Raw genomic sequence first — 20,988 nt, forward strand, 5'->3', positions numbered from 1 at the left:
GGATGTGAAGTGAGGTCGGCCAGAACGGCCTGAGAACTGCTGGAAATACCCCCTCCCCATGGCGGGGAGGGAAAACCTGCGAACTGGCAGGATCAGCCTTGTGGCGTTTCGCCTTCTTTTGGCTTGAATTGCTTGTCGCTGATGCGGAATTTGTTACGACGGTCACCCATCAGGTAACGCAGGTCGCGGATGCTCAGGTCGCTGACTTCGTGCATGCGGATCAGCAGCGATGCGCCGACCGGCAGGCGGTGGTGGCGAATTTTACTGATGACCGGTGGCGCCACTTCCAGCGCGCGGGACAAGGCTGCGTCGTTTTTCAGGCGCAGGTTTTCGATCAGGGTATCGAGCAGTCTGTTTGGGTTGTACTGGAGCAGATCGTCGGAGTCCGAATCGCTGTTCATATCAATGCCGACTTGGTTTGTCATGATGTTATTGTTCCTTCTGTAGTTGCACTGCAAAGTAAAAAACACTCGGAGCTCGCTCTTGCTGCGTTCATGTTCATTCTTTACTAAAAGGAACGAATTCACACACGGTACGATCCGGGATACAGTTTTTCATGATATATACACAATTGTACAACAGGATTCAATTTCAGGCGGGAAAGCCCGCTAATCTTGCTTTGTACAGAACCGGTGTTGTCTAGCTGCAACACCTATTTATTCTTTATTATGCTCTATGATAGAGCAAAAATTGTACTTTGACAAAAGTTAAGTATAAAACCACTACTGCATCCCGTGCCGCACAAAGGCTGGCGAGCGAGGCTGGCACATGTTATCGGCCCCACCATAGACCTGTTTGCCGGTCGCTTCAACATCGCTTACGCTTTCTTACAAGTAATATTATAACTTTACACTGACTTTCGGTTAGCGTGCGCGCACTTGACTGATGGCCTTGCCCAGGTCAATCACTGACATGGCATAAAAATAACTTCTGTTGTACTGAGTTATAGCAAAGAAGTTATTGGTTGCCAAGTGATACTCAGTTGCTTCTGAACCATTTTGTAAATCGATCAAGCCAAACAACATGTTCTGGGGCGTGGCCACGACGGTACTCACGCCGGCTTCCTGCAATTCACCCAGCCGGTATTTTGCTTGCAAGCCCTGGCCGACGAACTTTTCCCATGTGCGGCTGGCCGACACGGTGACGGGATACGTGCTGATGGCCGGGTCGTCGCGCCGCCAGCCATGTTCGACGAGGAAATGCGCGACGCTGCCGATGGCGTCGGCCGTGGAATTACGCAGGTCGATATGGCCATCGCCATCGAAGTCCACCGCATATTTCATGATGCTGCTGGGCATGAATTGAGGCAGGCCGATGGCGCCCGCATACGAGCCGAGCAGGGTCAAGGGATCGATGCCATCCTTGCGCGCGTACAACAGCGCGTTTTCCAGTTCTCCCTTGAAAAATTCCATGCGCGCGGCGCGGGTCGGGCTGTCCGGATAGGAAAACGCCAGGGTCGTCAGCGCGTCGAGCACGCGGAAACGGCCCGTATTGCGTCCGTACACGGTTTCCACGCCGATGATGCCGACGATGATCTCGGCCGGCACGCCATATTCGCGCTCGGCGCGCGCCAGCGCTTCCGCATTCTCTTCCCAGAATTTCACGCCCGCATTGATGCGCACCGGCTCGATGAAGCGGGCGCTGTACGCTTGCCAGTTCTTCGGCTTGCCGGGCGGCGCCGGCTTCATCAGCTGCACGGTCGATTCGACATAGCGCACCTTGCCGATCAGGGTATCGAGCCCGGCGCGGTCAAAGCCATGCTTGGCGGACATGTCGTCGAGGAAGGCGCGTACTTCTTTCCAGTTGGCATAGTCGACAAACTCGCCTTCGAAGTCGAATTTTGCCGGTGCTTTCTTGGCTGTCGCCTTGGCGGGCGGGGCCTTGGCCGCGCGCACGGCGCGGGCGCGGTCGGCAGCGGAAATATGGCTGTTTTCCCCAGCGTGCGCGGTCGTCAGGCACAGGGGAAGGGAGAGGAGCAGGGACAGGGCGGAGGTTTTGATCGGTAACAAGGAGCGTCTCATCGGCATTGGGTTAACAGGCGGCGCAAGCTGCGCCGCGCGCGGAGTTGTTCGTCTGGGTGGGCATTACCATACTTCATCGCGGCATAGATTGCCAGAAACTGTGCGATGGCGGCGTGCGCCTCTTGTGTGGCCTTGCCTGCGGCCAACCGTGCAGCATAGCCGTGCGGACCTTCATGCGGCGCACGGCTGTAGCCGCGCCGCGCCTGCTGGCGGCAAAATTGTGCGTACAGGGCGTCGAGCGGATCGCCTTGCCGCGCCTGCCGCCACCAGACCAGTCCACCGGCCACGGCGGACAGCACGGCCAGCACGGCGCAAGCGACTGCCAGCTGCTTCGCTGGCAAGTTTTTCAAGTGATCGAGCATGGCGCGCTGGCGTTGTGTCGTGGTGTCGAGCACCCAGCTGCTCCAGGCGTGCTCGGCCTGCTGCCATTGCTGGCGCCAGGCGGCAAGCGCCCCGTGCGCGCCGCCGTCGAGGCCGGCCAGGGCGCGCCACGCCGTCAGCGGCGACGGGGGCGGCGGCAGGGCGGCGTCAAGGCTGCGTTCCGTGCGCAGGGGCGCGACGGCGCCAGTGGGATCGATGCGCACCCAGCCCCGGCCCGCCAGCCACACTTCGCTCCAGGCGTGGGCGTCGGACTGGCGCACCGTCAGGCTGGCGCCGTCACTGTTGCGTGCGCCGCCCTGGTAACCGGTGACGACGCGCGCGGGAATGCCCATGGCGCGCATCAGCACGACAAAGCTGCCCGCGTAATGTTCGCAAAAGCCCGCCTGCGTGCGAAACAGGAAGTCGTCGACGCCATGCTTGCCCAGCAGCGGCGGTTGCAGGGTGTAGCGGAAGGGCGCGCGGCGGAAGTGATCGAGCACGGCGGCGATGGCGTCGGCGGGCGCCAGCGCATGCGCGCCGCTGCCGCGCAGGGCGCGGGCCCAGGCCACGCTGCGCGGATTGCTGCCAGCGGGCAAGGCCAGCCATGGCTGTTGCTGCGCGGCCGACAAGCCGGCCTGCAGCCGGTAGCGCGCTTGGGAACTGGCGCGGTAACGCACGGTCGAAGTAATGGGCTGTATGGTCAGCACTTCCAGCGCCGACGACACGACATACGGGTTGCCGGGCAAGCGTTCGATGCTGCGCGGCACGTCAAGCGCGAAGATGCGCCGCTGGCCGCTCGCCTGCAAGGTGACTTCGTATTGGCTGGGCTGGCCTTGCAGCGCGATGTCGATGCGGCTGTCGCCGGCAGTCGGGCGCCTGCCTGCGCCCCTGCGCGTCCAGGTGGCGCCGTCGAAGTCGCCCAGCACCACGCCGCGCCAATACAGCTGGTCTTGCGGCGGGATCGGCGTGCTGAAACGGGCCGTAAAGACAGGGTCGCTTGACAGGGCCAGCGAGGCGATGGCGCCCGGCTGCATGCTGTCGGACAAGCCCGTGCGTGCCTGCGCGTCTTCTGGTGCGGCGCCCCACAGGGGGCCGTCGACGCGCGGCACGGCAAGAAACATGACGGCCGACAGGGGGACGGCCAGTGCCAGCATGCGCCCCAGCAAATTTAACCGTTGCGCCAGGCGGGGCTGCACGGCGCCGTACTGGGCCGACAGCAGGGCGGCCAGCAGGACGATGACGGTGGCCAGCATCCAGGCAGCGCTGAGGATGCCTTGCGTATGGAAAAAGTTCGCCAGCAGAAGGAAAAAACTGAGGAAGACGAAGACGAAGATGTCGCGCCGGCCATGCATTTCCAGCGACTTCAAGGCCAGCAGCAGGGCCAGCATGGCCACGCCGGGATCGCGTCCCAGCACGGTGCCATAGCTGGCGTAGACGCCGGCGATGCCGAACAGGGCCAGCGGCGCAAGCAGGGTTAGCTGCGGCTGGCGCCTGCCCCGCACGGTAATGACGGCGCGCCACAGCAGCAGGGCGGCGCTTGCCATCGACAGCCATGGGGGCAGGTGCAGCGCGTGCGGAGCCAGCACCATGGCGGCCGCCAGCAACAGCAGCACAATGTCGGCTTTCTCGCGCGGCAAGCTGTTGAACCAGCGGATCATGGTGACTCCTTGCTGGGAGGTGAGTCGTGCAGGGCCAGTGCGCGCAAACAGGCGTCGCGCTGGCTGGCGCCCAGGGCCGGTGCCAAGGTCAGCGCGCCCAGGCGCAAGCCATATGGCAAGCCCGTGCGTTCCGCCTGCAGCACCCAGGCGGCCAGGCGCGACAGGCGCGCTTCCGGCGCCAGCGCGTGCAGCGAGGCGTGCTCGAACACGATGCTGCCATGGGATGCGCCTGCCGGCGCGCCGGCGGCAGGCTGGAATTGCTTGCTGAATACGTGCTCGCCGTCGTGGCGGGCGATCTGGCGCCAGGCCAGGCGGTGCAAGGGATCGCCTGGCCGGTAGGCGCGCACGCCGGCCAGTTCCAAGGTGCCATCGGGCGGGTCTGGCTGCCGTGCCTGCTTTGCCTGCTGCACCGTGAAGGCAGGCAAGGGCAGCGGCGGCGCGCCCTGTTCTGGCTGCGGATACACGAGCACGCGCGCGTCGGGCTGCCAGTGGCACCATGCCACAAACAGGCCCAGCGGAAAACTGCCGGACAGGCGCACGGAGGGTGCATCGAGCCATCCCCGCTGCGGCGCCGCCACGACGATGCTGACGGCCGCTTCCCCGTGGGCGGCGATGTCGGCCAAGCTGGGCGCTGCCTCTACACCGCTGATGGCAAGGTGGATCGCATGGCGCGGGCGCGCGCTGCGGTTGATCAGGCGCAAGGTGAACAAGGCGTGGCTGCCCGCGAACACGGGGTTGCCCGGCGTGGCGGCCAAGGCCAGGCCCGCCAGGTTGCGGCTGGCAAACAGCATGTCGGCGATGGCGCAGGCGGCGGCGAAATACGTGAGCGCATAACCGAGGCCCAGGCGGTAATTGACGGCGGCGATCCACAGCGCCAGCAGCAGCGCGGCAAACGCCAGGCCCGCGCGCGAAGGGCGGATGTGCACGCGCTGCGCGCCCAGCCAGGGACGCGCCGGCAGCCAAGAGATATTGCGCCAGCGCATGCCGCTCAGACGGGAATGCTCAACAGCATGTGCTGCAGCAGCGCGCGGCTATCCAGCGAGCCTTGCGCCGCATGCAGGCGGTGGGCGCAGACGGGCAGCAGCACGGCTTGCACATCGTCGGGCGTGACGTGGTCGCGTCCGGCCAGCGCGGCCCAGGCGCGCGCCGCCTGCAGCAGGGCCAGCGCGGCGCGCGGGCTCAGGCCATCGGCAAACACGCCCGGCGCGCGCGTGGCATGCACGAGGGCCAGCACGTAGTCGACGACGGCGGCCGAGGCGTGGATGGCGCGCAGGCCCGCTTGCGCCTGCAGCAATTCTTCCGCGTTCATGACGGCAGGCAAGGTGTGCAGCATGGCGCGGCGGTCGGCGCCCAGCAGCAGCGCCCTTTCCGCGGCCGCATCGGGGTAGCCCAGGGTGACGCACATGAGAAAACGGTCGAGCTGCGATTCGGGCAGGGGGAAGGTGCCCAGCTGGTGCGCGCAGTTCTGCGTGGCGATGACGAAAAACGGCTGCGGCAGCGCATGCGTGACGCCGTCGAGCGTCACTTGCCGCTCCTCCATCGCTTCGAGCAGCCCCGATTGCGTCTTCGGCGTGGCGCGGTTGATCTCGTCGGCCAGCAGCACTTGCGTGAACAGGGGGCCGGGATGAAAGAGGAAGCTGCCGCTGCCCCGGTCATACACGCTCATGCCGGCCACATCGGCGGGCAGCAGGTCGCTGGTGAATTGCTGGCGCTTCCATTGCAGGCCCAGCGAGATGGCCAGCGCATGGGCCAGGGTTGTCTTGCCCACGCCGGGCACGTCTTCGATCAGCAGGTGGCCGCCGGCCAGCACGCAGGCGAGGGCCTGGCGGATCTGCAAGTGTTTGCCGACGAGAACTTCGCCGATCTGCTGTGCGGCCTGGTGTATTTTCGAAAACATGCTATTTCTATCACAGTAAGTCGGATTATTTAATTTACAATCGCTTTGGCCAGGTCAAGTCGTGCCGCCCGCCCGTTGCGCGCACGTGGTAGATTAGAGAGGCAGCAAGGACGCCAAGGGCGGCACAGACCAGCCAGTGATTTTATGCGAGAACGCGCAGGGCGAACAGGAATGCCATGCAGTGTTCCCGGAGAATGGACAGAGACAGAGGTAACCAGTACAGCGCATGAGCACAGCCATTTATACCCATCCCGATTGCCAGCGCCATGAAATGGGCGACTGGCACCCAGAATCACCGGCCCGCTTGCAGGCCATCAACGATCAATTGATCCTTGCGCACATCAGCGACCTGGTCGAGCATCGCGACGGCGTGCGCGCGCAATTGTCCGATATCGAGCGCAACCACAGTGCCACGGCCATCGGCCTGGTGCGCGACAATGTGCCGCAGGAGGGCGATTACTATCCGCTCGACGGCGACACCCTGCTCAACGCGCACAGCTACGAGGCGGCACTGGCTGCGGCCGGCTCGGCCGTGGCAGCCACGGATGCCGTCATCGATGGCGAGATCAGCAACGCCTTCTGCGCGATCCGCCCGCCCGGCCACCATGCGCGGCCCAGCGAACCGATGGGTTTCTGCCTGTTCAATAATGTCGCCATCGCCGCCAAGCATGCGCTCGACGTGCGTGGCCTCGAGCGCGTCGCCATCGTCGACTTCGACGTGCACCATGGTAATGGCACGGCCGAGTCCGTGGCGCACGACCCGCGCATCCTGATGGTGAGTTTTTTCCAGCACCCGTTCTATCCGTACAGCGATGTGGAATCCTACACGGACACGCGCGTCAACGTGCCCGTGCCGGCCCGCTCGAAGGGCGATGCCGTGCGCCAGCTGGTGCTCGACCACTGGCTGCCGGCGCTGCACCGGCAACAGCCGCAGATGATTTTCATTTCCGCCGGTTTCGATGCCCACCGCGAAGACGACGTGGGCGGCATGGGCCTGGTGGAGGCCGACTACACGTGGATGACGCAGCAGATGATGGCCGTGGCCCATCAGTATGGCAAGGGCCGCATCGTCAGCTGTCTCGAAGGGGGCTACAACCTGTCGTCCCTGGGCCGCAGCGTGGCGGCGCACGTGAAGGCGCTGGCGGAACTGTAACGGCGCAACGCACTACAGCAAGGTGGGACGGCGGCTGGAATGCGTGTGGCGGTGGGTCTGATAGTCGAGCGCGTCGCCGGCCATGAAGCGGCGCCATGCTTGCGTGTAGACAAGCGATGATTTATCCGCATCGAAGCTGTCGAGCTGCAACATGTCGCGGTGGTGCTTGATTTCATTGACCAGTTGGTCATACAGCATTTGCAAGCCATAACTGTCGGCGCTCTGACGTTTCAAGCGCTCCTCGAGCTGCGCCACTTGCCCCTGCAGCTGCCTGCATTCCTTCTTCCAGTCATTGCGCGGCACGCGCTTGGGCGCCATGCCAGTGTGTTCCATCATCATATCGAGCTATCCCATCGCCTGTCTCCGTGCGCCTGTGCCAGCCAGTCCGGAAAACATTGCTTTTCATTTAAGAGGCGATATTAGAGCATACTTTTTTGTTTCTTTCAGTAAATATAAAAGTCCGCGTAGAAATATTTGACCCGGTTCCCGCGCGCGTATCACTGGCGCAGCGCCGCCTTCTTGGGTGGTGCCGGGGCGGCTTCCGCCATGTTGCCGTCATCGGCATACGTGAGGGTCAGCAGGGTATTGTCGTCCCAGCTCACGTCATGCAGCGGCGGCACGTAGCGCTGGCGGTCTTCCGTGATGCGGATGTCCAGCGTGCGCTCGCCCGAGCGCGCCTGCACGGCAAGCAGCTTGCGGAATACGGGAAACGGCACGTGGATCAGCGACGAGTGGCAAGGCCCGCCCGCCAGACGGAACAGGTTGCGCCGCACAAACGGCAGGTCATCCTGCTCGACGGCCCAGCGGATTTCGCATTCCAGGCGCAAGTCGCCCAGGCGGCGCACGTTCTGGGGCAGGCCCGGCGTGTGAATGTCGGCGCGCCAGCGCACGGTGTCGCGCTTCTTGTTGCTGACCAGGTCGGCATTTGCATCGTAGGCGGTCTTGTCGCGCGTCAAGGTGAAACCGCCGTCCGCTGCCAGCGGCACGGGGATGGACAGATTGTCGGCCGACAGGTGCAGGGTCACGCCTTCGAGCCTGGCCTTCGGCGTGGCGGGGATCAGCATGAAGCGCAGCGGCGCGCCTGGCGCCAGGCGCTGGTAGTCGGCGTACGCGTCAAGTCCCTTGAGCATGGTGCGGTAGGGGCGCAGGTCGGGATCGCGCGTGCCTTGCACGTCGACAATCTGTTGTATTTCCTGGTTCGCTGCGTCGCCTGGCGCCGCCGCTTGTTCCTGGGCCATGGCGGATAGCAGACAGGCGCAAAGGGGGACGAGGAGGAGAAAACGGGGAAGATGCATGGAAGGCGTGCCAGGTTGTACTTGCAATGTGGAAACCGGCCAGGCTGGACGGACTGCGGATATTATCATTCGTGTAACTGCCAAATTATCACCAATTGTCTCGTTCGCGTCGCACGGCTGGCGCTGGCGGCGGAAAATGGGACGTCGCGCCGGCAACCACGTAAAATAGCGGATTGACCGAACGATTTTGAAAGCAAGAGCATGGCGATACAATGGTACCCAGGACACATGAACGCGGCCCGCAAGAAAGCGGCCGAAACCATGGAAAACACCGATCTGGTGATTGAAGTGGTGGACGCGCGCCTGCCGGCAGCCAGCTGCAATCCCATGGTGGACGAGCTGCGCCTGTTCCGCCAGCGCCCTTGCCTGAAAATCCTCAACAAGACCGACCTGGCCGACCCTGCCGCCACCGCCGCCTGGGTGGCCTATTTCAATGCCCAGGAAGGCGTGACCGCGTATGCGATGACGACCAAGAAGCCGGGCGACGTGGCGCGCATCCCGGACCTGGCCAAGTCGCTGGCGCCGCACCGTGGCGTGCCGACCAAGCCGCTGCGCATCATGATCATGGGTATTCCCAACGTGGGCAAGTCGACGCTGATGAACGCGCTGCTGAAAAAACGCGTGGCCAAGGTCGGCGACGAGCCGGCCGTGACGAAAATGCAGCAAAAGCTGTACCTGGACAAGAACACCATTCTCGTCGACACGCCAGGCATGCTGTGGCCGAAGATCGCCATCCCCAGCGACGGCCTGATGCTGGCGGCCAGCCACGCGATCGGCTCGAACGCGCTGATCGAAGAGGAAGTGGCCGTCTTCCTGGCCGAGGAATTGCTCAAGCGCTACCCCGACTTGCTGGCAACCCGCTACGGCACCAAGATCGGCGAAGTCGACGCCATCGGCGTGGTCGAGGGCATCGCCGCCAAACGCGGCTTCCGCATCAAGGGCGGCGACTACGATTTCGAGAAAGCCTCGCACACCCTGCTGCTCGACTACCGCAGCGGCATCCTGGGCCGCATCTCGCTGGAAACGCCGGACACGCGCGCGGCCCTGATGGCCCAGCATGCGGCCGAAATGGCGGAAAAAGCGGCGAAGGCGGCGGAAATTGCCGCTGAAAAAGCGAAAAATGCGGCGCGGGGCAAGCGCGGCACGTAATGAAACAAAAGCCGCTAGCTAGCGGCTTTTTTAAATTCTGGTGTCAGACCCCCGGTGACGTAGGCGTCGAACCTGCCGTTGGCGGTGTTGCGGGTCTGACCCCGGCTTCCGAATTCACTCCAAAGCAAATTCTGGGGTCAGACCCCCGGTTACGTTGACGCTGAACCAGCCGTTAGCGGTGTTGAGGGTCTGACCCCGGCTTGCTGCTCATTTCCGCTCGCCGCCCCGAACCTGAAACTGGTCACGGCCAGCGCCCCAAAGAAATCCTCTTCGTGGTAGACGACGTGGGCCGCTTCCTGCTCGGCCGCGCCGAGCGCCACCATCAGCGGCAGCAGATGGTCTTCTTGCGGGTGGGCCTGGCGCGCGCCCGGGGCCCGGTCCCAGGCCAGCAACTGTTGCAGCCGCTGTGCCGGCGGCAAGGCCATGGTCTGGCGCAGCCACGCGTCGAACTGATGCGAGGCGACGGCGCCCGCCTGGCCGAACTGGCGCAGGTTGTGGTAACTCAGGCCGCTGCCGACGATCAGCACGCCTTGCCGGCGCAGGCCGGCCAGCGCGCGGCCCACCTCGACGTGCGTCAGCGGGTCGTAGCCGTGCTTGAGCGACAGCTGCACCAGCGGCACGTCCGCCTGCGGGTAGATGGGGAACAGGGCGCTGAAGGTGCCGTGGTCGAAGCCGCGCTCGTGGTCGAGGCGTGCCGGGTGGCCAGCCGCATCGAGCAACTGTTTTACCTGCGCCGCCAGCTCCGGCGCGCCAGGCGCCGGGTACTGGATTTGATAGGTGTGCGGCGGAAAGCCCGAATAATCGTAGATCATGCCCGGCTTGGGGCTGGCCGAGACGAGAAATTGCGGCCCTTCCCAGTGCGCCGTGACCACCAGCACGGCTTTCGGACGCGCGCCGATCTGGCGCGGGATATCCTGCAACGACGCTTCCAGCACGTCGTAGCGGCCGCCGAACTGGTCTTTCATGAACGGCCACGGGCCACCGCCGTGCGACAGGAAATAGGTGGGGAAGGTGTGCTCTTGCATGGCGGCTCCGCAGTGGAATGACTGATGCTATCGATGATAGTCATGCGCGCTCAGTTGATCAAGATCGCAATTATTGATATATCATTTCCATTTTGTTGATGATGGGGCAGTCATGGATACCTTGCGCAGCATGCGCGTGTTTCGCGCCGTGGTGGAGCTGGACAGTTTTGTGCGCGCCAGCGAGCGCCTCGATCTGTCGCCGGCCATGGTCAGCAAGCACGTGATGCACCTGGAACGCCACCTGGGCGCGCGCCTGCTGAACCGCAGCAGCCGCCACCTGAGCCTGACGGAAATCGGCAAGGTGTACTTCGAACAGTGCCGCGACATGCTCGACAACCTCGACGAAGTGGAAGCGACCGTGGGCCGCACGACGGTGGTGCCGCGCGGCATGCTGCGCCTGAGTGCCCCTGTCTGGTTCGCCAACGCCATCTTTACGCGCACCCTGGTGGCTTACCGCGAGCGCTTCCCGGAAGTCACGTTCGACATCGATTTGAGCGGGAGAGTGGTCAACCTGGTGGAAGAAGGTTTCGACCTGGCCCTGCGCGTGAGCCAGGCGCCGTCGCCGGCCCTGATCGCGCGGCCCATCGGCAGCATTGCCTTTCACCTGGTGGCCGCGCCCGCCTACCTGGCGCGCGCGGGCCGGCCGCAGCTGCCGCAAGACCTCACGCAGCACGCCATGATCAGCTATTCCTTGTTGGCGAACGGCAATGAGCTGGCCTTCGACGGGCCGCAGGGACGCGAGACGGTGAAGTTTACGCCCGTGCTGCAATGCAATAACGAAAGCCTGCTGCACGCGGCCGCGCTCGACGGCATGGGCATCGCCCTGCTGCCGTCGTGGCAGACGGATGACGACCTGGCGGCGGGGCGGCTGGTGCGCCTCTTCGACGATTTCAAGCTGGCGGGCGGCAAGGTGTACGCCGTCTATACGAGCCGCCGCTACCTGTCCTCGAAGGTGCGCACCTTCATCGACTTCCTCGCCGATGAAGGGCGCCTGGGGGCCTGACTAGGCGATTGAACGCCTGACGTCGATCAGCGCGAACAGGCGCGCGCTGCGCATCCACGCCAGCACCAGCGCCGCCAGCTGCGTGACCAGCAAGCCGGCCGCGATGGCCAGCGGACCGGGGCCGGCCAGGTTCAGCCGTGCCACGCCCAGCAGCGCATACAGCGCCAGTCCCAGCACGGTGATGACGAGGTAGATGGCCAGGCAGGCCAGCGGACGCCGGCGCAGCATGCCCAGACCCCGCCACCAGGCCTTGACGGCCGACGTGCGGCGCCGGTCGACGGCCAGCGCCGCGCGGCCCGCGTCGAGCGTGGCGCAGGCCAGCAGGAACAGCACGCCTGCGAGCAGCAAGGCCAGGTGACGGGCCAGGTCGGCGTCGGCTTCCAGGATGGCTGTCGCCGCATGCCTGTCGGCCAGTTTCAGCGCGCCGGCGCCGATCGCCAGTGCCACGCCCAGCGGCACGATGCTCCACAACAGCATGCGCAGCATGCGGCCGTATTCGCTGAAGGCGCCGGTCAGCAGGGCACCGAAGCCGGGTGGCGCGGGGGCGCGCGCGGCCGTCACCACCAGGCCGCTCAGCAGCGGCGACAGCAGCAGGGTCAGGACGATGGCGGCGATGGCGGCCTGGCTGATGGCGGCCCCGTTGCGGCTGGCATTGGCGGCCAGGTCGGCCAACGTCATCAGGTCGAGCCGCTGTGCCAGCGCTGCCGCATGCACGGCCTGGTCGAGGCTGGCGCTCAAGGTGCGCCAGACGGGAATGACGGCAACGATGGTCGGGATCAGCAGCAGGCCGGCCCACAGCAGCAGCAAGCGCCATTGCAGGGCGGCGCGGCTGGCGCGCGTGGTCAGGGTCAGGCCGCTGGCCCGTGGCGTGGAAGTGGCGCTCATACGATGGCGATCAGGGAAAGCAGGTATTGGAAGGCGGCGGCGATATCGAGGCTCCAGCGCCGCGCGGCGGACGTATCGGCTTTCAGGGTGCGGCTGTCATCGAGCTTGTTGACGTCGAGGTAGTGCACGCGGTCGGGATCGAGTTCGGCCGAGACGGCCTTCACGGGCTTGCTCCAGGTGTAGCGCTGCCACAGCTGGTCGTTGTCCCACACCACGCGTTCGGAACTGCCGTCGGCGAATTTCACCAGCAGTACCTGCGGCACGGGCGCGCCGCGGCGGCGCAGCACCACGCTGGTCAGATAGGGATACGGTCCCGTGCCGGGCTTGGCGTCCGGGTGCGCCTTGTCCCACGCTTCGCGCACCTTGTCCTCTTCTTGTTCCAGCGCCTCGGACGTGCGTTCCACGCGCTTGCCGTTCACCAGCGCCAGGCCGGCCAGCGGCGTCTGCTCTTCGCTAGTGAAGCTGCCGATGCGGTCGTCGATATTCGCGCTGGCATGGACTTGCTGCGCGAAGACCTGTTCCACGATGCGCCGCTGGCCCGTCGCCTCGGCCAGCGCTTCGCGCAGGTCGGCCACGCTGGGGTGGCGGAATTTCCATTGTTCGTAATAGGCCTTGAAGCCCCGTTCCATGGCCTCGCTGCCGATGCGCGCTTCCAGGTCGCGCAGGGTGGTGGCCGTGCGGCTGTAGACGGGCCCCACGCCCTGCAGGCGGTCCCACGCATTCTGGCCCAGCGGGTCGGCCGCATCCTGGCGTGGCGCGGCCATGCGTTCGGCCTCGAAGACCTTGAAGGCGGGAGCGAAGCCCAGGCGCTTGAGCAGGGGCGTGGTGGCGTGGATGTCCTGGCCGCGCGCGCGCAGCATGCGCTGGTCCCAGTACTCGTTCAAGCCTTCGTCGAGGATCGGTTCCTCGAATTCGTTCGAGGCCAGGATGCCGTAGAAATAGCCATGGCCGAATTCGTGGATGGTGACGAAGTCGAGGCCGAATCCGGCGATGGTCTTCGGCTGCAGGCTGGCGAAGCTCGAGGCCGTGATGAAGGTCGGGTATTCCATGCCGCCTGCTTCGGCCGCATTGAACGGCGGGATCACCACCGTCAGGGTCTTGTACGGATACGGACCCAGGGTACGCGAGAAATATGTCAGCGAGTCTTTCGCCGCCTGCAGCGCGGGCGCCGCGTTCGACGCATACTCGGGCGGGTACAGCACCTTGATGGCCACGGGCGGGCTGCCAGGGGCGCTCCAGCTGCCCGTCAATGGCGCTGCGCTGCGCTTGTCGGCCGTCCAGGCGAAATCGTGCACGTCGCCCTGCACATAGTGGTGCGTGAGCATGCCGTTTTTCTCCTGCGGCGCGCCCTGCAATTCACCGGTGGCGCCCACCGTGTACTCCCTGGGTACGGTCAGCTTCACGTCGTAGCGGCCGAAGTCGGCGTAGAACTCCGAATTGAGGTGAAATTCATGCGCGTTCCAGCGCGGCGCGGTGGCGCCCCGTTCGCCGGGCAGTTCCAGCACGGCGATCTTCGGGAACCACTGGCCCACCAGGTGGAAGCTGCCGAAATAGCCGGTGCGCGCGATGACGCGCGGCAGCTGGTCGAAGAAGCGCATGTCGAGCGTCGTCTCGGCGCCCGGCGCGACGGCCTGTGGCAAGTCGACGCGCACGACGGTGCGGTCGGTGGCCGGGCCGTTGTCGGGCTGGACGAAATGCCAGGGCGCCTTGGCGCCGTTCTGCGTCACGCTGCGCAGTTCCATGTAGCCCCACTCGCCGTCGCGCGTGCCGACGCCCGAGCGAAAGCCCGTATCGAGCTTGCGCTTCTCGGTAAAAAAGGTCGAATGCTCGCCCTCGAAGGCGTTCAGGTACAGGTGCAGGTACACGCTGCTGACGGCTTGCGCGCTGCGGTTGCGCCAGCGCAGTTTCTGCCGGCCTTCTATCGTGTGCTTGACGGGATCGAGCGTCGCTTCGATCTGGTAGTCGACCACGCGGTCCGACAGGGTCGCTTGCGCGCCCGTGCGCGCGCCGCCCCAGGCGTTGCTGGCGCTGGGCGTGGCCACGGCGGCCGCATGCGGCGAAGCGAGGGCGATGCCGTCGGCCGACGGCGCCGGCGGCATGGGTGCGCTGGCCGGCTTGCCCTGGTCCGGCTGGGCGAACAGCTCGGCCTGCAGGGCCAGGCCGGCCAGCAGCAGGGCAGCGATGGCAAGGGCTTTGAGCTTGCCTTCGAGGGGGACAATGCGGCGGCGCGGCGTGCTACGACTTTCCATGCGTGACTCCCACAGTGACTTGTTGATTTTCAAATGCAGTCGGCTGCGCCCAGGATCGCCGGGTGCTCGTTAATATACCTGTAAAAATTACAAATAAGCAATGGATTATGCTGGCAGCCCAGCTCGCTGTTGCGGCGCCGCGCGCCGTGCGTATAATGATTCGCTTTTGCCATCCTCCTACTACCGTGCGTTCGCGCCCAGGTAGCGCACCCAGCTTTCCGCCATGATGCCTGCCCCTTCCGCCCTGACCATCGCCGCGCGCATCTTGCTCTTGTGCACCCTGACCATGCCTGCGCGCGCGCAGGACGGCGCGGATGGTGGCGCGGCCGGCGTCACGCACGGCGATTTGTCCGCCGAACTGGCGCAGGGCGGCCAGCACAGCATGCGCGGCGCCCTGTCGCGCGACCAGGGCGGCATGTCGCTCGACGTGGCCATCGATGGCCTGCGCAATGGCAATTACCGCGATGGCAGCGTGTTTCACCAGCGCGGCTTCAACGGCGGCGCGGAATGGAAGCTGCGCCAGGGCCGCTTCGGCTTCAGCGCCGACCAGCTGAAGCAGGACACCCGCTATCCCGCGCCCGAAGCACCGTTCCTGGCCTTGCTGGCGGCCCGCCCGGAAGACCTGTACCGCTATGAGGTGCGGCGCGCCAGCGCCTTCGTGCAGCGCTATGTGGGCAGTTTCGAGCTGGGCGTGGAACTGTCGCAGCGGGAAAAGCGCGCCACGGCCCACTATGCGGGCGAGGACGGCAGCATCGAATCGACGTACAGCAGCCGCCGCCGCCAGCTGGCGCCGCGCCTGCGCCATTACGGCAAGGTGGCTGGCGTGGGCACGGACACGGAAGTGGGCCTGGACCTGATGCAGTGGCAGCGGCGCTCGGGCCGCGCGGGCGATGCGCAGCGGCGCCAGTACTCGCGCGCGCTGTTGCTGCGCGAAGAGCTGGCCTTCGGCGGCCTGTATGCGCCGCGCCTGCTGCTGGGACTGCGGCATGAACAGTTCCAGTTCGACCCGGCCGACATGCCCGCCGGCGGCAGCGACTGGGAAAACCAGAATGCGTGGGACTTGCAGGGCAGCCTGCAGCTGCGCCCGCAGCTGAGCGTGTACGCCAGGGCCGCGCGCAGCTACCGCATTGATGACGATGGCTATACCCGCGCCGGCTACCGTCCCCTGGCGGGGCAGCTGCGGCGCGAAATGGAAGTGGGCGCCACCTACGGCGACGCGGCGCGCAGCGCTTCCGTGCGCGTGTTCAGCGAGCGCCTGAGCAACCAGATCGTCTTCGACCAGAACCTGGGCCAGCTGGGCTTTGCGGGCAACCTCGATCCCTCGCGCCGCGCAGGCATCGCCATCGAGGCCGGCATGGCGCTGGCGCGCGACTGGCGCCTCGACGCTCAGCTGCGCCAGGTGCATGCGCGCTATGACGATTACGCCTATGACGGCCCGGACATCGCCCTCGTGCCGAAAACCCTGGCCAGCCTGCGCCTGTACTGGACGGGGCAGGGCGGCGCCAGTGCCGACGTGGGCGTGCAATGGCTGCGCGCCCTGCGTTACGGCCCCGATTTCGCCGGCAGCTGCCTGGCGCAAGTGCCTGCGTTTGCCACCGTGGACGGGCGTTACGTGCGCAAGCTGGGCGCGTGGGAGCTGGAGCTGGCCGGCAGCAACCTGGCCAACCGCCGCCATTACGGCGATGCGCCGGGCTGCCGCTCCAGCATTTACCTCAACGATGCGCGCCAGTTGCGCGTGGCCGCGCGCTACCATTTCTGAGGCACGGGCACGGCGGCGCTTAAGAGCGGCTTAATCGGGCGCAAACGGAGCGCGCAAAAACGCCTTTTTTCCGCCCGGGCTTCATCGCCCGGCGCAAAAAGTGGTAATCTCGCCCCGTTCACGACCACTTATGATGAAGGATTATTATGCGTTTTCTGCGTTTCTTGCGTCCCCTGCTTGCCGCCGTCACCCTGGTGGCGGCCACCGGCGGCGCCATGGCGGCCGATACCGGCTTTACCACGCTCCCGACGCCAGTGCGCACGGACACGGGCAAGAAGGTGGAAGTGGTCGAGTACTTCATGTACTCGTGCCCGCATTGCTACGCGCTCGATCCGCTGATGCACGACTGGGTCAAGAAGCAGGGCGACAAGATCGCCTTCCGCCGCATCCACCTGGCCTTCTCGGGTCCGAAGGATCCGCAGGCGCACGCTTATGCCACCCTGGAAGCGATGGGCCAGCTGGACCAGTTCCACGACAAGATCTTCCGCGCCATCCACGTCGAGCGCAACCGCCTGAACCGCGATGACGCCATCCTCGACCTGCTGGTCAAGAACGGCATCGACAAGGCGAAATACCTGGACATGTTCAATTCCTTCGGCGTGCAGACCAAGCTGAAACGCAACGAGCAACTGATCGCGGCCAGCAAGATCGACAGCGCGCCGACCATCGTCATCGACGGCCGCTTCGTGACGTCGCCGGCGCAGTTGTCGCGTCCTGGCCAGTCCGAGCCGCAAACCCAGGCCGCGACCCTGCGCGTGATGGATGAACTGGTGGCGCGCGTCCTGAAAGAGCGCGCTCCCGCGCCAGCGAAGAAGTAACACCGGAGAACACCATGAAACAGCTGCCCTGGACCCTGTGCGTACTGGCCGTCGCCCTCGTGGCGTGGTTGTCGATTGCCATCGTCAACGTGGAAAACCAGCGCAATGCGCTGGCCAGCAAGGCTTGCGTGGACCCCGCGTTCAAGAGCGAGGTCGATGCGAAATGCCTGTCCAGCGTGCAGACGCGCGAACACTGGTGGCAGCACCTGACTTATGCCATGACGCACTTCAGGTCATAGAACGCCGGATAAAATCTACTGCGCGTCGCGCTTTGCGGCCGGCGATGCTCACCGGCTCGGCGCCCCCGTACAAAGTACGGTTGCGCTTCTTGGCCACAAGGGGGCGCCGAGCCTCACTGCCGCTCGCTACGATTTTCTCCGGCGTCGTGACGATGAGGGATGGATCGGCAAACTGCCCGCTTTGTGCGGGCTTTTTTACGTCTGCAGCTTGCGGGTATCATGAGACCAAAACCATCGAGGAGGGACAATGAAGGAAGTGATCGTGATTACCGGCAGCAGCCGCGGCATCGGCGCGGCGACGGCGCTGCTGGCGGCGCGCCAGGGCTATGCCGTCTGCGTCAACTATGTGCGCGATGCGCAGGCGGCCGGGGAACTGTGCGCGCGCATCGTGGCCGAGGGCGGCGAAGCGATCGCCGTGCAGGCCGACGTCAGCGAGGAAGCGGACGTGGCGCGCCTGTTCGATGAAGTCGATGCGCGTCTGGGCACGCTCACGGCGCTGGTCAACAATGTGGGCGTGCTGGAGCGGAAATGCCGGCTGGCCGAGATTTCCGTGCAGCGCCTCGAGCGCGTGCTGCGCACCAACGTGATCAGTTACTTTTTGTGTTGCCAGCAGGCCGTGCGGCGCATGTCGACGGCAAACGGCGGGCAGGGAGGGCGTATCGTGAATGTCTCGTCGGTGGCCGCGCGCATCGGCTCCCCGGGCGAATACATCGATTACGCGGCCTCGAAAGGCGCCGTCGATACCCTGACCCTGGGCCTGGCGAAGGAAGTGGCGGCCGAAGGCATCCGCGTCAACGGCGTGCGGCCCGGCATCATCTACACGGACATCCACGCCTCGGGCGGCGAACCGGGACGGGTGGCGCGCCTGGCATCGGGCGTGCCCATGCAGCGCGGCGGCCAGCCGGAAGAAATCGCCGATGCCATCCTGTACCTGCTGGGGCCGGACGCGACGTATGTGACGGGCAGTATCCTCGACGTGGCGGGCGGGCGCTGATTTTCAACGCATTTTTAACTTATTTTCAACCCTGGCAAGCAATTGCTTCAAGTGTGGGGCCAATTATCAAGCAGGGCAAGCGAGTCCAGAATGACGGTGTGCCATATGCACGCCGATCAACTCATTTGGAACCACCATGTCCACTTTTGCTCCCGCCATCCTGGCCCTGTCCCTGCTGGCCGCCGCGCCGGCCCATGCCGCCATCAATCTGCCCATGCCCGCCCATTTGTCCGGCGCGAAAGCCGACGCCGCGGTGGCGCTGGCCGCGCGCCGCTATGCCGCGTTCTGGGAAAGCGGCGACCCGGCCCTGGCGCGCCTGGCGCTGGCCGACGATTTTACGGACCGCACCTTGCCCGCCGGCCGCCCGCAGGGATTGGCCGGCCCGCTGCAGGCGTCGCAGGTGTTTCACGCGGCCGTGCCGGACTTGAAGGTGGACATCGAGGAGATGCTGGTAGCGGGCGACCGGGTGACTTTGCGCCTGCATTTCACGGGCCGCTTCACGGGCGTCTTCCCCACGCCGCAGGGACCCTTGCAGGGGCAGGGCCAGGCCATCGATTTCCATGCGTTTGATCTGTACCGTGTCAATGCGCAGGGGCGCATCAGCGACAACTGGCACCTGGAAGACAACCTGACCTTGCTGCGCCAGCTGGGCGTGCTGCCGCAGTAAGGGCGGCCGTCAGGCTTGCAGCGCGGCGAACTGCTGCACGAGGAAGTCGGCCAGCAGGGCGACGCGCGGCGGCTGGAAGCGGCTGCGCCGGTACAGCAGGTTCAGGGGGACGCTGTCGGCAAAATAATCGTCGAGCACCGTCTGCAAGCGCCCCGCGCGCAGGTCGTCGCCGATGTCGAGCAGCGATTTGTAGGCGTAGCCATGGCCGGCCACGGCCCAGCGGCGGATGATTTCGCCGTCGTTGCTGTGCCAGTCCCCCGGCAGGCGCAGGCTGTGGCGCTTGCCGTTTTCGCGATAGCGCCATTCCTGCGGCGCGCCGTCGCCGGCCGTGAGCACGAGCGTGGGCAGCTGTGCCAGGTCGCGCGGCGCGGCCGGCACGCCCACCTTGGCGGCCAGCGCGGGCGCCACGCACACGACGCGCCGTCCCCGGTGCAGCAGGCGCGCCACCATGTCGCTGTCGGGCAGCTCGCCGTAGCGGATGGCCAGGTCGATATCGTCCTGCACCAGATTGGCCGTCATGTCCGTCAGGGTCAGCGCATGGCGCAGCTGCGGGTGCAGCGCGGCAAAGCGGTCGAGCATGGGCAGCAGCAGCTGGCGGCCGATGTCGGACGGCGCCGAGATGCGTACCACGCCGCGGACGGCGCCGCCGCCCGCGTGCAAGCCGTCTTCGGCCTGCGCCAGCAAGTCCAGCGCCTGTTCGCTGTACTGGCGGTAGTGCAAACCTTCTGCCGTCAGGCGCAGCTGACGCGTGGTGCGCTCGAACAGGGTGGCGCCCAGCGCCGTTTCCAGGCGCGCGATGGCGGCGCTGGCGGCGGCCGGCGACAGGCCGTGCTTGCGGCCGGCCGCGGAAAAGCTGCCCAGCACCGCAGCGTCGAGGAACAGGGCGATTTCCGCCAGGCGTCCGGCGCCGCCGCGCATCATGCCGGGTGCGCCGCCGCTGGTTTCGGCGCCGGTGCCGAATGGGGCGTGATCACCACGGTGCAGGTGGTGCCGGCTACCAGGACCTGATTCCTGTCTTGTTCATCTATGTGGATGCGCACGGGCACGCGCTGCGCCAGGCGCACCCAGTTGAAGGTGGGATTGACGTCGGCCAGCAGTTCGCGGCCCGTGGCGGCGTCGCGGTCGGTGATGCCGCGCGCGATGCTCTCGATGTGGCCGTGCAGGGTGCCGCCGCTCATCAAATTCATTTCCGCCTTGTCGTCCTGCGCCAGCATGCCCAGCTTGGTCTCTTCGAAGTAGCCGACGACGTAGTACGAGGCGCTGTCGATGACGGCCAGCTTGGGCGCGCCGACGGCGGCGAAATCGCCCTTGTGCACGTTCAGGTTCGTCACGTAGCCGCTGACGGGGGCGCGCACGGTGGTGCGTTCCAGGTTCAGTTGCGCCAGCGCGCGCGCGGCCACGGCGGCCTGCACTTGCGACGAGGCCGAGCTGGCGGCGTAGGCCGCGCTTTCGCGGCTTTCCGTCGAGATGATGCTGGCGTCGAGGCCTGCGCGGCGCTGCGCTTCCTTGCCGCGGCGGCCCATTTCCGTTTTTTGCGCGGCCAGCACGGCGTCGGCCTGGGCCAGTGCGCTCGCATAGCGTTCCTTGTCGACGACGAACAGCACGTCGCCTTTTTGCACCACCTGGTTGTCGCGCACCAGCACGTCCGTGACGGTGCCGGCCACGTCGGCGCTGATGTTGACGATGTCGGCCTTGATGCGGCCGTCGCGCGTCCACGGCGACTCCATGTAGCGGTCCCAGACGGTCTTGCCTATCCACAGGGCTGCTGCCAAGAGCAGCAGGGTGATTGCATAGCGTGTCAGTTTGCTTACCATGT

General features: G+C 65.7%; 20 protein-coding genes. 8 read left to right on the forward strand and 12 right to left on the reverse strand.

Annotated features, from left to right (window positions below):
- Nucleotides 1-92: 92 nt before the first annotated feature.
- The 5 genes from JAB8_RS11275 to JAB8_RS11295 all read right to left on the reverse strand — a co-directional run bounded on the left by JAB8_RS11275 (nt 93) and on the right by JAB8_RS11295 (nt 5,936).
- Nucleotides 93-425: a hypothetical protein gene (locus JAB8_RS11275; RefSeq protein ID WP_034751784.1), complete on the reverse strand. Its 333-nt coding sequence runs from the start codon at nt 423-425 to the stop codon at nt 93-95.
- 438 nt (nt 426-863) lie between these two features.
- A complete protein-coding gene (gene mltB / locus JAB8_RS11280) occupies nt 864-2,009 on the reverse strand; it encodes a lytic murein transglycosylase B (protein ID WP_227742120.1) in 1,146 nt (381 codons plus the stop codon).
- Between the two features lie 8 nt (nt 2,010-2,017).
- The gene (locus tag JAB8_RS11285) at nt 2,018-4,039 is read right to left on the reverse strand and encodes a DUF3488 and transglutaminase-like domain-containing protein (protein ID WP_070289567.1); all 2,022 of its coding nucleotides are present in this window, start codon (nt 4,037-4,039) and stop codon (nt 2,018-2,020) included.
- The gene (locus JAB8_RS11290; RefSeq protein WP_070289568.1) at nt 4,036-5,022 is read right to left on the reverse strand and encodes a DUF58 domain-containing protein; all 987 of its coding nucleotides are present in this window, start codon (nt 5,020-5,022) and stop codon (nt 4,036-4,038) included. Before JAB8_RS11290 ends, JAB8_RS11285 begins: the two co-directional genes overlap by 4 nt.
- Before the next feature lie 5 nt (nt 5,023-5,027).
- Nucleotides 5,028-5,936 carry an AAA family ATPase gene (locus JAB8_RS11295; RefSeq protein WP_070219410.1) on the reverse strand — a complete coding sequence of 303 codons (909 nt, stop codon included), beginning with the start codon at nt 5,934-5,936 and terminating at the stop codon, nt 5,028-5,030.
- Between the two features lie 226 nt (nt 5,937-6,162).
- On the opposite strand from JAB8_RS11295, the gene JAB8_RS11300 reads away from it, so the two are divergent.
- The gene (locus JAB8_RS11300; RefSeq protein WP_070219411.1) at nt 6,163-7,089 is read left to right on the forward strand and encodes a histone deacetylase family protein; all 927 of its coding nucleotides are present in this window, start codon (nt 6,163-6,165) and stop codon (nt 7,087-7,089) included.
- 12 nt (nt 7,090-7,101) lie between these two features.
- On the opposite strand, the gene JAB8_RS11305 is transcribed toward JAB8_RS11300, so the two are convergent.
- Both JAB8_RS11305 and JAB8_RS11310 read right to left on the reverse strand, forming a co-directional pair.
- Nucleotides 7,102-7,428, reverse strand: a complete 327-nt coding sequence (locus JAB8_RS11305; RefSeq protein ID WP_070219412.1) for a hypothetical protein — start codon at nt 7,426-7,428, stop codon at nt 7,102-7,104.
- 158 nt (nt 7,429-7,586) lie between these two features.
- Nucleotides 7,587-8,327 carry a hypothetical protein gene (locus JAB8_RS11310; protein WP_070289569.1) on the reverse strand — a complete coding sequence of 247 codons (741 nt, stop codon included), beginning with the start codon at nt 8,325-8,327 and terminating at the stop codon, nt 7,587-7,589.
- Nucleotides 8,328-8,585: 258 nt separating this feature from the next.
- Between JAB8_RS11310 and ylqF the strand changes: the two genes are divergently transcribed.
- Nucleotides 8,586-9,533 (forward strand): ribosome biogenesis GTPase YlqF, encoded by a 948-nt coding sequence (gene ylqF / locus JAB8_RS11315; protein WP_071650173.1) that lies wholly within the window; start codon nt 8,586-8,588, stop codon nt 9,531-9,533.
- A gap of 149 nt (nt 9,534-9,682) precedes the next feature.
- On the opposite strand, the gene JAB8_RS11320 is transcribed toward ylqF, so the two are convergent.
- Nucleotides 9,683-10,558, reverse strand: coding sequence for a class III extradiol ring-cleavage dioxygenase (locus tag JAB8_RS11320; protein WP_070289570.1), 876 nt, complete (start codon nt 10,556-10,558; stop codon nt 9,683-9,685).
- 112 nt (nt 10,559-10,670) lie between these two features.
- Here JAB8_RS11320 and JAB8_RS11325 point away from each other — a divergent pair, with 112 nt between their 5' ends.
- Nucleotides 10,671-11,561: a LysR family transcriptional regulator gene (locus tag JAB8_RS11325; RefSeq protein ID WP_070289571.1), complete on the forward strand. Its 891-nt coding sequence runs from the start codon at nt 10,671-10,673 to the stop codon at nt 11,559-11,561.
- Here JAB8_RS11325 and JAB8_RS11330 read toward each other — a convergent pair whose 3' ends face one another.
- Together JAB8_RS11330 and JAB8_RS11335 are read right to left on the reverse strand one after the other, a co-directional pair.
- Nucleotides 11,562-12,446 carry a hypothetical protein gene (locus tag JAB8_RS11330; protein ID WP_070289572.1) on the reverse strand — a complete coding sequence of 295 codons (885 nt, stop codon included), beginning with the start codon at nt 12,444-12,446 and terminating at the stop codon, nt 11,562-11,564.
- Nucleotides 12,443-14,695 (reverse strand): M1 family metallopeptidase, encoded by a 2,253-nt coding sequence (locus JAB8_RS11335; RefSeq protein WP_071654403.1) that lies wholly within the window; start codon nt 14,693-14,695, stop codon nt 12,443-12,445. Before JAB8_RS11335 ends, JAB8_RS11330 begins: the two co-directional genes overlap by 4 nt.
- A gap of 223 nt (nt 14,696-14,918) precedes the next feature.
- Between JAB8_RS11335 and JAB8_RS11340 the strand changes: the two genes are divergently transcribed.
- The 5 genes from JAB8_RS11340 (at nt 14,919) to JAB8_RS11360 (ending at nt 19,172) form a co-directional block, all read left to right on the forward strand.
- Nucleotides 14,919-16,454: a TonB-dependent receptor gene (locus JAB8_RS11340; RefSeq protein ID WP_070289573.1), complete on the forward strand. Its 1,536-nt coding sequence runs from the start codon at nt 14,919-14,921 to the stop codon at nt 16,452-16,454.
- Nucleotides 16,455-16,600: 146 nt separating this feature from the next.
- The gene (locus JAB8_RS11345; RefSeq protein WP_070219418.1) at nt 16,601-17,272 is read left to right on the forward strand and encodes a thiol:disulfide interchange protein DsbA/DsbL; all 672 of its coding nucleotides are present in this window, start codon (nt 16,601-16,603) and stop codon (nt 17,270-17,272) included.
- 14 nt (nt 17,273-17,286) lie between these two features.
- The gene (locus JAB8_RS11350; RefSeq protein ID WP_070219419.1) at nt 17,287-17,511 is read left to right on the forward strand and encodes a hypothetical protein; all 225 of its coding nucleotides are present in this window, start codon (nt 17,287-17,289) and stop codon (nt 17,509-17,511) included.
- 247 nt (nt 17,512-17,758) lie between these two features.
- Complete coding sequence (locus JAB8_RS11355; RefSeq protein WP_070289574.1) at nt 17,759-18,505, forward strand: SDR family oxidoreductase; 747 nt, start codon at nt 17,759-17,761, stop codon at nt 18,503-18,505.
- A gap of 136 nt (nt 18,506-18,641) precedes the next feature.
- Nucleotides 18,642-19,172 (forward strand): ester cyclase, encoded by a 531-nt coding sequence (locus JAB8_RS11360; RefSeq protein ID WP_070289575.1) that lies wholly within the window; start codon nt 18,642-18,644, stop codon nt 19,170-19,172.
- Nucleotides 19,173-19,181: 9 nt separating this feature from the next.
- Here JAB8_RS11360 and JAB8_RS11365 read toward each other — a convergent pair whose 3' ends face one another.
- Both JAB8_RS11365 and JAB8_RS11370 read right to left on the reverse strand, forming a co-directional pair.
- Nucleotides 19,182-20,093 (reverse strand): LysR substrate-binding domain-containing protein, encoded by a 912-nt coding sequence (locus JAB8_RS11365; RefSeq protein WP_254679499.1) that lies wholly within the window; start codon nt 20,091-20,093, stop codon nt 19,182-19,184.
- Nucleotides 20,090-20,986 carry an efflux RND transporter periplasmic adaptor subunit gene (locus JAB8_RS11370; RefSeq protein ID WP_070289576.1) on the reverse strand — a complete coding sequence of 299 codons (897 nt, stop codon included), beginning with the start codon at nt 20,984-20,986 and terminating at the stop codon, nt 20,090-20,092. Before JAB8_RS11370 ends, JAB8_RS11365 begins: the two co-directional genes overlap by 4 nt.
- Nucleotides 20,987-20,988 lie beyond the last annotated feature (2 nt).

Source organism: Janthinobacterium sp. HH106 (assembly GCF_001758725.1).
Lineage (GTDB): Bacteria > Pseudomonadota > Gammaproteobacteria > Burkholderiales > Burkholderiaceae_D > Janthinobacterium.